Origin of the sequence: Aliiglaciecola sp. 2_MG-2023 (assembly GCF_030548145.1) — a bacterium.
Lineage (GTDB): Bacteria > Pseudomonadota > Gammaproteobacteria > Enterobacterales > Alteromonadaceae > Aliiglaciecola > Aliiglaciecola lipolytica_A.
In genome coordinates, this window is the sequence record NZ_JAUORY010000015.1 from 20,551 (window position 1) to 34,241 (window position 13,691).

The window sequence follows — 13,691 nt, forward strand, 5'->3', positions numbered from 1 at the left end:
GAAAAAGTGCCGATATTTAGCTGCTTCGCGACAGACTATGAAATTTATTTTAGGCTACGCCAAGCTCACGTAAACGTTCTTTCAAATAGCTATCCGCGGTGTGACGTTCTGATAAAACCACATCGGGACGAGGGTGTAAAAATAGTGGCAAAGAGATACGAGATTTAGTCATATCTGCGCCCGCAGGGTTAACTACTCTGTGGGTAGTAGAAGGAAAATAACCACCAGAGGCTTCTTGCAACATATCGCCAATGTTGATGATCAGGTTGCCAAAATCACTGGGCACATCAATCCATTCATCGCCAGTGCCTTTCACTTGTAAACCCGGCTCATTCGCAGCAGGCAAAATGGTCAATAGATTAATGTCTTCATGGGCAGCTGCGCGGATAGCATCGGCTTCTTCGTCACCTGTAAGTGGCGGATAATGTAAAATTCTAAGTAAGGTTTGCTCACTGTCTTTTATCATATTGCTAAGTGGTTGACTGTATAGTTTTGCTACATCAGCAGGAGAGTATTTTTCAACCCAAGTAAGTAATTCAGCTGCTAAATTCATGGCTGCCTGATAATAGGCCGCTGCTTCTTGTTTTAATTCCGCAGGGCATTTTCCCCAAGGGTAATAATGGAAATACTCTTTAATATCTTTTTTCTTAAACCCTTTAGCTGTTTCAGATACGCTGGTAGGGAAAAAACCATCTTGAGTTTCTTTATCGAACAAAAAGCTCTGTTTATCTTCGGAATCAAACCAAGCTTGCCAGTTTTGGTAAATGGAGCTTACGGATGATTGCGATATGGGATGGTTCTTTAATACGCCAAACCCTGTTTTGTGCAAGGACTCAACAAATAACTTGTCAGCCCCTGGCTTTGTATAATCTACTGCTTCTAATTTCATAATATTTCCTGTCAATTGCAGCAATACCCATAAATTGCTGCAAATTTTGTAAATGACACCGGTAAAAAACTTACCTATAAGGTGACAAAAAGACCTGCTAGCGTGGCACTCATCAGGTTAGATAAGGTTGCTGCAATGACTGCTTTTAAACCTAAACGAGCGATTTCTTTACGTCGTGTAGGAGCAAGAGCGCCTATTCCACCCATTAATATAGCAATGGAAGAAAAATTGGCGAATCCACATAATGCAAAGGTGATAATAGCTTGAGATTTAAGGGATAATTCTTCTTGATATTTAATGAAGTCTAAATAAGCAATAAATTCATTTACGACCATTTTTTGGCCAATAAAACTGCCTGCCAAATTGGCTTCGTCCCATGGCACACCTAATACCCATGCTAAGGGTTGGAATAGATATCCTAAAATCATTTGTAAACTTAGCTCACCTTGCCCGAACCAGCCGCCTATACCACCAATTAAGCCGTTTAAAATTGCAATTAAGGCGATGAATGCCAACAGCATTGCCCCAACGTTTAAAGCTAAATGTAAACCTGATGCGGCACCCGTTGCAGCGGCATCAAAAACATTTGCATAACCGTCATCTTCTTTTTGCAATTCGTCTAATTCGTTCTTATAGGTTTCTGTCTCAGGCATGATAATTTTAGCCATAAGCAAACCGCCTGGTGCGGCCATAAAACTGGCTGCTAACAAAAACTTAATATCCACACCCAATTGGGCGTAACCTACCATCACTGCACCTGCAATCGACGCCAAACCGCCAACCATAATTGCAAATAGTTCTGAACGGGTCATTTGTGGGATAAAAGGTTTTACCACAAGAGGGGCTTCTGTCTGACCAACAAAAATATTGGCCGCTGCAGACATGGACTCTGGCCGACTAGTTTTTAGGAAAAACTGTAAGAAGCCACCAATTAGGCGAATTACCCACTGCATTACACCGATGTAGTACAAAACAGCTATCAAAGATGAGAAAAATACAATTGCCGGCAATACATTGAAAGCAAAAATAAATCCCATTGATTTATTACCAAGAGGACCAAATATAAAATCAATACCTGCTTGACCCATATCCAAAATCCACTGCACCCCGGCAGACATTTTAAGCAGTGCATCTTTGCCTGCAGGAACATAAAGAATCAAAGCTCCTACAATTGCTTGTATAAAAAAAGCACCGCCAACTGTTCGCCAGTTAATGCTTTTGCGGTGGGCCGATAAGCCATATGCTATGGCTATCAACACCACAATTCCAAGTAAACCGATCATGGTATTTCCTTTTTATTATTATTTTTTTAGTTGATTTTTATTCATTAAGTAATGCTTGCTGGATGTGCGATTTAATAACATCCAGAGCGATATAGTTTTCACCACCTTGGGTGACAATCACATCTGCGGTAAATCTACTTGGCGCAATAAACTGATGATACATAGGTTTCACAGTACTTTCGTATTGGTGAGCTACCGACTCTAAGGTCCTTCCCCGTTCTGCAATGTCTCGTTTTATTCTTCGTAAAAGGCAGATGTCCAACGGCGTATCAACAAAGATTTTGACATCATATAGCGGTTCCAATGCAGGACTTGCCAGCAACATTATACCTTCAACAATGATTACGGGTGCAGAATCCAAAACCTCTCTCTGTTGCAGTCGAGTGTGGGTTTTGTAACAGTAAGTCGGGTACTCGATGGATTTACCTTCTTTCAAGTCCATCAAGTGCTTAACCAACAATTCATGCTCAAATGCTTTGGGATGATCGTAGTTGTTTTTCTCACGTTCATGCATAGGCAAATGATCTTGCGCGCGATAATAATGATCTTCGCGCAAAATTTGAACAGGTCGACCTTGTTGGGCAAACTCATTGAGAAGATTTTCTGTAAACAAAGATTTACCAGAACCAGAAGCACCAGCAATTGCGATAATAAGTGGAGAAGCCATTTCGACCCTGAATCAATAAAAACTTGGCAAAAGATACCAGTCATCGCAAAAAAAGTCAGTCTGAATCAAAAAAAATTATACTAATTTGTTCAAAAATTAAGTATAAATTAACCCTAGACTAAATGGTCTGATTTGTATGTGACTGTTTAGTCTAGATTTTATTGTTTTTTACTTTAAATCGGATTGACCAGTTGGTCAAGAAAGTAAATGGAAGGTTATAACCATGTGGCTTTGGGGTTAATTTTGCAATTATATTTTATTGCTGACACCAGAGTCATAAAAGTGTAATAATTGAACTGATACAATACGCCCGATTTGAAATTAAGCATCATAGTTTCATGAAGCAGCGCTACAAGACTGTGAATGAAAACTGGATAGGCAGAAAAGAACACACACTACTTAGGAAAACACAATGTTTAAAAAAACCAAACTGAATCGTATTGCGATTGCAGTGGCTATGTCTGTTGGCATGTCAACAGCAGCAATGGCTCAAGTTACCTCTTCAGGTATGAATGGGCAAATTGTCGGGCCAAATGGCAATCCAGCTGAAGGAACAGTCATTAAAGTTACTCACGTACCTACAGGTGCCGTGAAAACAACAACTGTTAACGCAGCCGGTACTTTCAACCTTGACGGCCTTCGAGTTGGTGGTCCTTACACTATTGAAGTTGATTCAGATACATACTCTGATCAAACCATCAATGATGTTTACTTGAACTTGGGTGAAACAGCATCAATTTACCGTGAGTTAGCTTCTACTGAAAGCGTTGAGCGTATTGCAGTAACGGCTTCTCAAGTTAGCAGTTTATCTTTTGGTAAAATTGGCCCAGGCGCTAACTTTGACCTTTCTACTTTAGAAAATGCACCAGCCATAAACCGTGATATTACTGACATTGTTCGTATCGACCCTCGTATATATGTAGATGAAGGCGGTAGCGGTGGAATTCAATGTGTCGGTAAAAGCCCTCGCTTCAACAGCTTGACTGTTGATGGTGTTCGCATGAATGACTTGTTTGGTCTTAATTCTAATGGTTATCCAACTGAAAGAATGCCTTTCTCTTACGACGCCATTGAAGGTGTTGCAGTTGAAATCGCACCTTTTGACGTAATCTATGGTGGTTTCTCAGCGTGTAACATTAGTGCAGTAAGTAAAACAGGTACTAACGAAGTTCACGGTACCGCTTTCTACGACTACGGAAGTGATGACTTTAGAGGCGACTCTTTAGAAGGTGAAGACGTTAATATCGGTGATTACTCTGAAAAACGTTACGGTTTCAGTATCGGTGCTCCTCTAATCAAAGATAAATTATTTATCTTTGCTGCTTATGAGAAATTAGAAGGCGCTAACTTATTCGACCGTGGTGTTATTGATTCAGGCGCTATCAACGAAGTTGCGCTGACACAAACTCAGTTAGATGAAATTATCCGTATTTCTAACGAGTTATATCAATTTGACCCAGGTACTACTCCTTCAAGTCTTGCAAATGAAGATGAAAAAATTCTTATTAAACTAGACTGGAATATTAACGAGCAGCACCGTGCTTCATTCACATACAATTACAATGATGGTAACAACTACTCTGAGTCTGATGGTGATTCTGATGAATTTGAACTTTCAAGTCACTTGTATGAGCGTGGCGCTGAAATGACATCTTACTCAGGTGTGCTTTATTCAGATTGGACAGATAACTTCACCACTGAAGTACGTGTTTCTTACACAGATTTAGACAATCGTCAAAATTCACTTACCGGTGATGGAACCCTTTATGGAAACGATTTCGGTGAAGTTAAACTTTACTTAGATGACGTAACTGTTTACCTAGGTTCAGATGATAGTCGCCAAGCCAATGATTTGGACTGGGATGCATTAAGTCTAATGTTCCGCGGTAACTATTACTTCGATAATGGTCATACACTAACCTTCGGTTACGAAAGCGACAAGCTAGACGTATTTAACGTTTTCATTCAACATGCTGAAACGTCACTTTCATTTGATAGCATCGAAGACTTCGAAAACGGTTTCGCAAGTGATGTTGAATATGGTGGTGCTTTCTCTGGTAACTTAGACGACCGCGCTGCTAGCTGGGGTTATACGGCTCACAGTACTTATATCCAAGACGAGTTTTATTTAACTGATGATTTGAAAGTCGTTGCTGGTTTACGCTACGACTGGATCACTTCATCTGATTATCCTGAAGAGAATGCAGATTTTCTTGCGCAAAATGGTTACAGTAATTCTGCCAACCTAGACGGTGTTAGCTTGCTTCAACCTCGTATCGGTCTTAACTATACGTTAAATGACAGCACTGAAATCCGTGGTGGTGTTGGCTTGTTCTCTGGTGGTAACCCTAACGTATGGATGTCAAATAACTACTCTGGTACTAACGTAGCTGGTGGTGAAGTTGACGGCGGTGACTTCGGTTATGACGATGGTTCACGCAGCTTGTTCGACGACGATGTTGTTTGGACAAATGTAGAAGATGGTGCTCCAGTAGGTCCTGGTTACGGTGTTCCGTCTGAACTAGATGCCTTGATGGATAGCGGCGTTGCTTCTAACTTTGAGTCTAACAACCTAGACCCTGATTTTGACATGCCTAGTGAGTGGAAATTATCTGCTGGTGTGACTCACGTAACTGAATCTGATTACATTTTAAATGCAGACTTGTTAGTGTCGTTTACTCAAGACCAAGCGATGATCAAATACGTAGGTATTGAAGAAGTTGGTTTCACTGATGAAGGGTATATTGATTACGACCGCAATGGTTATGGTTCACTTGAACTAACTAACTCTGGTGAAGTATCAACCTCTTACTCATTAACTACCACACTTCAAAAGTCGTGGGACAACGGTATACGTTTGGTAGCGGGTTACTCTTATAACCATGCTGAAGATGTACAACCAATGACTAGCTCGGTTGCATTCTCTAACTACCAATACAGAGCGTTCACTAATCCTAATGAAGACGTTTCTTCGTTATCAGATTGGAACATTGAACACCGTCTTACTGCAGACTTTAGTTATGTTGTTGAGATAATCCCAGGATTGGATACTCGCTTCAATATGTATGCATTGACTCAGTCTGGTCGTCCTTATAGCTTTGCCCGTACAGATGGTAATAGCATATTTGGATATACTCCTTACCTAGATAGCGACAGTGTGTTGCCAATCGGTGTTGAGCGTAACAGCGAAGAAAGTGGCTGGTGGACTAAGGTAGATATTGCCGTTAGACAAGAAATTCCAGCGTTCTCTGAAGATCATTCAGCATCAGTAAGTTTAACTATCGACAACTTTACTAACATGCTAAATGATGATTGGGGTATCTTAGAAGAAGTTAACTATAACACTGCGCGCTTAGGTGACACTTCACCTGAAAGTCGTCAAGGTGATGCTTCTCTATGGGAAATGCGTTTAGGTATTAGCTACAAATTCTAATTTGTAAGTTAAACCAATGTAAAAGCCGGTCTTTATGACCGGCTTTTTTGTGTTTGAAGGTAAGATATACTAATAGATTCGAGGTATTTAATATGCGGGTTGATAAAAAATGAAGTTCTTTTCGATAATCTTAGGAGTGCTAATCGCAATGCAATTAGTTAGCTGTGCTAATTCTCAACCAACAATTCGAGTGGCGACCTTTAATGTGAGTATGGAAGCGGATAATTATCGAGGGACAGAAGCGCAGCAAGACCAGCATGATCCGACTTTGTTGTTTAAGCATTTAGCCACAGGCGATAACCAACAGATAAAAAATATTGCACAGATTATTCAACGAATTCGACCTGATATTATTCTGCTAAATGAGTTTGATTACAGCAGCGATCCGTCGCTGGGTCCTGACGCTTTTATCAACAATTATTTGCAGGTTTCACAGCAAGGGCAGCGGGCTATTGATTACCCATATTTTTACTATGCTCCGGTCAACACAGGGGTTGCTAGCGGCGTTGACTTAAATAACGACGGTAAAATAGAAAATTCAGGTAGTGATGCCTTTGGTTTTGGTCGTTATCCTGGACAGTATGGGATGTTGCTATTGAGCCGCTATCCCATTGATTTGCATGGCGCTCGAACTTTCCAAAAGTTCTTGTGGAAAGACATGCCTCACAACACTTTAGGGAAAATTAAGAACACCGATGGTAGTGCTTGGTATTCAGCCGAGGCGATGGAAGTTTTACGCTTATCGTCTAAATCCCATTGGGATATTCCGATTAACATAGAAGGTAAGACGTTACATGTACTTGCGAGTCATCCAACTCCTCCGGTATTTGATGGGCCGGAAAATCGTAATGGTTTGCGAAATCATGATGAAATTCAATTTTGGAATGATTATTTAGACGCCGGTTCAAAAGCTGACTATATCTATGATGATAAGGGCAACAGAGGCGGCTTTAGTGGCGAGCGTTTTGTTATATTAGGGGATTTGAATGCATCTGCAAATGAAGGCGATGGAGAACGCACTATGATGGCTGATTTACTTGCTCATCCCCGTGTTGCTCAACACGAATTACCCAAAAGTGCAGGTGCGAAAGAGTCTAACTTGAATAACCCTAATGCCAAATATCATACCGCAAAGTGGGGCTTAACTGTTGACTATGTGCTGCCATCTAAAGCTGGCCTTTCAATACTCGACTCAGGGGTATTCTGGCCCAGTAAAAGTGAGCCAGGTAGTGAATTAGTTGAAGAACGACAAGCATCATCTGATCATCGCCTAGTGTGGCGCGAAGTTGAGTTGAAATAACCTACATATTGTAGGTTAACCCTTGCGACTATCCAGCCTGCAATTCTTTGTGCTGGGCAAAGATTGGCAAGCGTTCATCTTCACGATGGCTAACCATGAGAATGGTTGCCAACTGTTTTTTAGCAATAGTTGTAATCACATCTAGTACTAAGCGCCGATTAATTTCATCTAAGCCTTGTGTGGGTTCGTCTAACACTAAAAGTGACGGGAATTTCACTAAAGCTCGGGCGATCAGCAACAATCGCTGTTCACCAAAGCTAAGTTGTTTAAAGCTGTTATTGGCCAGTGGCCTAAGGCCAATTAAATCTAACCATGCTAATGCTTGTTGTTTTTGACTAGCACTCACGTCTTTGTACAAACCGATAGAATCCATGAATCCTGAAAGAACTACTGTCAAGGCATTGCAACCTACTCGATAGGAGCGGTGAATATCGGGGGAGACTATCCCCAAGTGCTTTTTAATGTCCCAAATGGTTTCACCGGTTCCCCGTCTATGCCCCATCACAGTGACATCATTACTGAAACATTGTGGACAGTCACCGGTAACCAATTGCAACAACGTTGATTTACCTGAGCCATTTGGTCCGGTAATAATAGTGTGTTGAAAAGTATCAATACTCAAATCGGCGGATTTGAGTGCGTGATTTTCGGCATAAATAACATTCGCGTTTTTGATGCGTACTAACGGTTTTTTATTGTGGCTATGTTTATCCGTTATCATTCGCTCAAGTAACGACTTATCCAGTGCGTCAAAAGCAAATATAGTGTCGATAGTGGCTTGCGCATCACTTACTGATAATCCACTCAAATCATGCAAACTATTATTTTCTACCAGCGCGAATGTTGTGATCCAGTCTGGGATGTCTTGACGATTACTGAGTAATATAATCAAGGTGATATCTTGGTGTTTTAGCTGACTTAACACCTGACTTAATTGCGCCCTTGATGATGGATCTAAATCATCAAATGGGTTATCCAAAATAATATAGGTAGCGCCAGATAATATCGCTTTTAAGATTAACAGCTTGCGCGACTCGCCAGTACTGAGCTGTCGAAAACCGGTATCAAGGCGATGTTCTAAGTGGAAGCTGGCAATAAATGGGTGGTCAAGTTTGTCTTGGGGTAAAAAGTCTTTTGCCGGAGTGCCAAAATCAATTTCATCGGTGAGATCAGTTTCGTCAATCTTTAATTCATTTTCATAAACTGCTTGTAAGGTTTCAAAAGAAACCAATGTTACCAACTGGTTTTCGGGGATAGTTAAGCTAGCGTATTCGGCATCTTTTAATTGCCCCAACAAAAGCTTATCAACATATTGTTTTCCGGCCCCATTTTTACCTAAAACAGCCACCGCAGCATTTTCTCGAATAAGCCATGAGTTTACGGTCAATTTAGGATGATGAAAGTGTTTGATTGTTATCATTACTACAGAACTCAAAATTTAAAATACGGCAACCAAACAATCTCTATTTGGTATAGATTGCCAAGAAATAATTTGTGTGTATTTTTAAAATTTACACGTTTTCAAATAGCGCTTCGACTTTTTTACGTGTTTCTTCAATATTGCTGATATCGGCAGGAGCAATAAATATCGTATCATCGCCCGCAATAGTGCCTAGTACGCCGTCTTTTTGGCTAAGAGAATCGAGTAAGCGGGCAATTAGTTGCGCGGCCCCTGGACTGGTACGAATGATTACCATGACATTGTTGTGCACAATATCTAATACTAATTGACGCAATGGGCTTTTTGCTGTGGGCATGCCCATCTCTGGAGGCAAACAATACACCATATCGCCACGAGCGTTGCGTGTTCGCACTGCACCAAATTTACTCAGCATTCGGGACACCTTGGATTGGCTAATACTGCCAAAGCCTTGTTCCGTTAGTGCATCAACAATTTCACCTTGAGAGCCAAAGCTTTCCGTTTTTAAAATATCTTTAAATGCTTTGACCAATTCTTCTTGTTTTGTATTAGACATGCCACCCTCGCTATTAACTGCTATAGTTTGACACAATCTAAACAGGGTAGGTAGCCTTGTTTACAAGCAGCAAAATACTTTGCATTAATATCATATAGTTAAAGTGTCTGTTTTGAGTTACTACTAAGTATTGAATTCGTAGCATCTAACCCATATATTCTGTTAAGCCTTAAAAACTAACTGAATGTTAGGCTAAAAGAGTTATATTGCAAAACAGATAGTGAACATTCACCACAATAAATTGTTTTTTCATGCGGCTTACTCTATGGTTTGCCGTCAATTTAATAGTCCCACAGGAGACAACTATGAAAGTAGCGGTATTAGGTGCTGCAGGCGGTATCGGTCAGGCCCTTTCTCTTTTATTGAAAACCCAGTTACCAGCTGGTTCCGAGTTAGCTTTATATGATGTTGCACCTGTTGTGCCAGGAGTGGCAGTTGATTTGAGCCACATCCCTACAGACGTAAAAGTTGAAGGTTTTGGTAAAGATGATTTAGCAACTGCGTTACAAGGTTGTGATATTGTTTTGATCCCAGCAGGGGTACCTCGTAAACCAGGTATGGATCGTTCTGATTTGTTCAATATCAATGCGGGTATCGTTAAGAACCTAGTTGAAGGTATTGCGGATAACTGTCCTGATGCATGTACATGTATTATTACCAACCCAGTTAACACTACTGTTGCGATTGCTGCAGAAACGTTAAAAGCTAAGGGTGTTTACAACAAAAACAAATTGTTCGGTGTAACTACTCTTGATGTTATCCGTTCTGAAACTTTTGTAGCTGAATTGAAAGGTTTGAGCTCTACTAGTGTGCACGTTCCTGTTATTGGTGGTCACTCTGGTACAACTATTTTACCTCTACTTTCACAAGTTGAAGGTGTGACATTTAGCGATGATGAAATAGCAAGTTTAACTACTCGCATTCAAAACGCTGGTACTGAAGTTGTTGAAGCAAAAGCCGGTGGCGGATCTGCTACTTTGTCAATGGGTCAAGCTGCGGCAAGATTCTGTTTGTCTCTAGTAGCTGCTATGAAAGGCGACAACGTGGTTGAATATACTTATGTTGAAACCAACTCAGACGACGCAGTATTCTTCTCTCACCCTGTAAGACTAGGTCCTAACGGTGTAGAAGAAATTCTACCCTACGGTGAGTTGAGTGAATTTGAACAAAACGCAAAAGATTCAATGCTTGACGGTTTGCGTGGCGATATTGAGTTAGGTGTTAAATTCGTAAAAGGTTAAGCATTTAACCTATTGCCGAACCTAACAAAAAGCCCCTTGTAGTTAACTACAAGGGGCTTTTTTATGCAGGCTAGTTCAGCCAGAATTAACCTGTATTACGCATGCCCACAGCAATACCTGCGATGGTTACCATCATTGCTCTTTCCAATAACGCATCGTGTTGACTGTCATCTAATTTTCTTATTCTAGATAACAATTCAATTTGCAAGAAGTGCAAAGGTTGCAAGTAACCCGCTCTAATACTCATGGATTCTTTTCCTCGCAGATCCGTTTCCATTACAGTCTCTTGGCCTAATAATTTGAGCAAAGATTCAATGCTTTCATCTAGCTCGGTTCTCAATGCTTCACCAAAATACTGCAATTCAGCCGGTACAAGACGATCATCATATTCTTTGCTTATTCTGGTGTCTGCTTTATTAAACACCATATCAAGCATCGATAAGCGGGAATGGAAGAATGGCCAATTTTCCAACATATCATCAATGATCTGCTGCTGACCTGATTGGTAGTAATCGGTCACTGCTTTCATTGAACCTAACCAAGACGGTAAAACCAACCGCGTTTGCGCCCATGCGAAAATCCATGGGATTGCTCTGAGACTCTCAATACCACCTGTTGGTTTGCGTTTTGCTGGACGACTACCTAAGGGTAACTTGCCGAGCTCTTGTTCGGGAGTTGCCACTCTAAAGTAGGGCACAAAGTTTTCATCATGACGTACTATTTTACGATAGTTATCACGACCTTCGTTGGCCATAGAGGTAATCGCTTCTCGCCACTCTTGTTTTGGCTTAGGTGGTGGAAACAATATCGCTTCTAGAATCGCACTGGCGTATAAGCCTAGGCTTCCTTTCGCAAGTTCCGGCATACCAAATTTATAACGTATGGTTTCACCTTGCTCAGTAACCCTAAAACCACCGGTGAGAGAACCTGGAGGTTGTGAATGGATAGCAGCATGTGCAGGTAGACCTCCACGTCCGATTGTACCTCCGCGACCATGAAACAAGGTCAACTTGGTTTCAAATTCATCGGCTAATTTAACCAATGCTTCTTGAGACTCGTATTGGGCCCACCCAGCGGCCAACGCACCGGCGTCTTTTGCTGAGTCAGAATAACCAATCATTACGTACTGTTTACCTTGAATATAACCTCGATACCAATCGATACTGAGCAATTGTTTCATCACAATTGCAGCGTTATTCAAATCATCCAAGGTTTCGAACAGTGGTGCTACTGGCATTGGCCATTTAACACCTGTGTCTTTAAGCAGTAACTGCACAGCAAGCACATCTGAGGGCAGACTTGCCATTGAAATAATATAAATCCCAAAACCTTGTTGGCTGTTTTTAGCAATAATGCGGCAGGTATCTAAAACCTCTTGGACTTCTGCCGAAGGTTCCCAGTTTTCCGGAATAAGTGGACGCTTAGATCCCAATTCTTTTAACAAGAACGCTTGTTTGTCTTCTTCGCTCCAATGCATGTAATCACCCATGCCAAAGTAGCGTGTTAACTCGCCAAATACTTGAGCATGGCGTTCTGAATCTTGTCGAATATCTAATTTAAGTAAGTGCACACCAAAACAATGTACACGTCTAATGGTGTCTAATAGTTTGCCGTCGGCGATAACTTGCATTCCACAAGCATGCAATGACTGATAGCAGGTTAACAAAGGTGCCAGTATGTCATCTTGACAAGTCACCCAATTAGTATCATCAACTTGATGACCAGCTAAATAATTGTCGATACCTTCTTGCGTCTTTGCAAGTCTATGATAAAGGGGGCGTAACAATGCACGGTAGGGTTCTAGTTGGTCTTCACCGACTATATCTTTAAGCGCTTGATCGCAGTCACCCATAGAGAGTTCTACTTGCAGAGCATCAATATCTTTGGCAAACAGTTTCGCTGCACGTTTTCTGGCAAGCAACAACACCTCTTGGGTAATTTTAGAGGTTACATTTGGGTTGCCGTCACGATCACCACCCATCCAAGAACTAAATTGCACTGGTGAAGCGTCTATTGGTAATGAAATACCAAACTTGCTGTTAACCTTTTTATCCAATGAGCGGATAAACGCAGGAACCGCATCCCATAATGAGTTCTCAATAACTGAGAATCCCCAACGCGCTTCATCTACTGGAGTCGGGCGAACAGAGCGTATTTCTTCGGTATGCCAAGCTTGACTAATCAAGTCGGCAATGCGCGTTTCTATTTCGCTACGTTCTTCGTCTGAAAGCATGCTTTGGTGCATTTCACGTAAACAGCGAGCCAGCTCACCGTGTTTGTGAATTAATGTACGACGGGTAACTTCTGTTGGGTGTGCGGTAAGTACCAAATCGATCTTAAGTTGCTCAAATGCATCAGCAAAGTCACTTTGATCGATTTTTGCTTCATCTAAATGTTCGAATAACTTTTCAACAGGATCATCTGTTATCGAAATACTATTGAATTCCTGTTCGGCTATATTGGCTAAATTAAGGAATTGTGAAAACGCTCTGCCAACGGTCAGAAGATCTTCATTATTGAGTTCAGCAAATAGATCTTTTAATTGCTGAGTTGAGTCTTTATCGCCTAAATGGGATTTCCGTCCGCCGATACGCACTGATTCTATTCGTTCAAGCCACTCTTCACCAAGCTGAGCACGAATTGTGTCTCCGAGAGTCGCTCCTAGAAATCGTACAGATTCCTTCAATTGAACTGCTAGTTGCTCTTTCACACATCCTCCAAACTGAATATACAAATTAGAATTTTTGAGTTAATAAAATATGTTTTAGTTCGGGTACAAAGTTAAATCATACTTAATCTTAAGGTCATTTAGATGAGCTTTTATTATTATTTTGCAGCTTATTCTATGACTTTTATTATTTTACTAATTTTGTATCTAACCAATTAGCTTTTGGGGTACAAG

9 protein-coding genes are annotated in these 13,691 nt (G+C 41.0%); 3 read left to right on the forward strand and 6 right to left on the reverse strand.

The genetic code is table 11. From position 1 onward, the window contains the following. Window positions 1–49 precede the first annotated feature (49 nt). The 3 genes from Q4567_RS14760 to udk form a co-directional block, all read right to left on the reverse strand. Window positions 50–889: a 2OG-Fe(II) oxygenase family protein gene (locus Q4567_RS14760; RefSeq protein WP_303500891.1), complete on the reverse strand. Its 840-nt coding sequence runs from the start codon at window positions 887–889 to the stop codon at window positions 50–52. A gap of 74 nt (window positions 890–963) precedes the next feature. After that, entirely contained in the window at window positions 964–2,172 is a 1,209-nt protein-coding gene (locus Q4567_RS14765) for a NupC/NupG family nucleoside CNT transporter (RefSeq protein WP_303472795.1), read from the reverse strand. 37 nt (window positions 2,173–2,209) lie between these two features. Next, the gene (gene udk / locus Q4567_RS14770; RefSeq protein ID WP_216047594.1) at window positions 2,210–2,839 is read right to left on the reverse strand and encodes a uridine kinase; all 630 of its coding nucleotides are present in this window, start codon (window positions 2,837–2,839) and stop codon (window positions 2,210–2,212) included. 412 nt (window positions 2,840–3,251) lie between these two features. Here udk and Q4567_RS14775 point away from each other — a divergent pair, with 412 nt between their 5' ends. Further along, entirely contained in the window at window positions 3,252–6,272 is a 3,021-nt protein-coding gene (locus Q4567_RS14775; RefSeq protein ID WP_303500892.1) for a TonB-dependent receptor, read from the forward strand. A 148-nt stretch (window positions 6,273–6,420) separates the two neighbouring features. Continuing rightward, a complete protein-coding gene (locus Q4567_RS14780) occupies window positions 6,421–7,572 on the forward strand; it encodes an endonuclease/exonuclease/phosphatase family protein (RefSeq protein WP_303500893.1) in 1,152 nt (383 codons plus the stop codon). A 28-nt stretch (window positions 7,573–7,600) separates the two neighbouring features. On the opposite strand, the gene Q4567_RS14785 is transcribed toward Q4567_RS14780, so the two are convergent. Together Q4567_RS14785 and argR are read right to left on the reverse strand one after the other, a co-directional pair. After that, window positions 7,601–8,992, reverse strand: a complete 1,392-nt coding sequence (locus Q4567_RS14785; RefSeq protein WP_303500894.1) for an ATP-binding cassette domain-containing protein — start codon at window positions 8,990–8,992, stop codon at window positions 7,601–7,603. 91 nt (window positions 8,993–9,083) lie between these two features. Then, complete coding sequence (gene argR / locus Q4567_RS14790; protein ID WP_216047590.1) at window positions 9,084–9,548, reverse strand: transcriptional regulator ArgR; 465 nt, start codon at window positions 9,546–9,548, stop codon at window positions 9,084–9,086. 305 nt (window positions 9,549–9,853) lie between these two features. Here argR and mdh point away from each other — a divergent pair, with 305 nt between their 5' ends. Continuing rightward, on the forward strand, window positions 9,854–10,789 hold the full coding sequence (mdh, locus tag Q4567_RS14795; protein WP_216047589.1) for a malate dehydrogenase: 936 nt from the start codon (window positions 9,854–9,856) through the stop codon (window positions 10,787–10,789). Between the two features lie 85 nt (window positions 10,790–10,874). On the opposite strand, the gene ppc is transcribed toward mdh, so the two are convergent. Beyond that, on the reverse strand, window positions 10,875–13,499 hold the full coding sequence (gene ppc / locus Q4567_RS14800) for a phosphoenolpyruvate carboxylase (protein WP_303500896.1): 2,625 nt from the start codon (window positions 13,497–13,499) through the stop codon (window positions 10,875–10,877). Window positions 13,500–13,691: the final 192 nt, after the last annotated feature.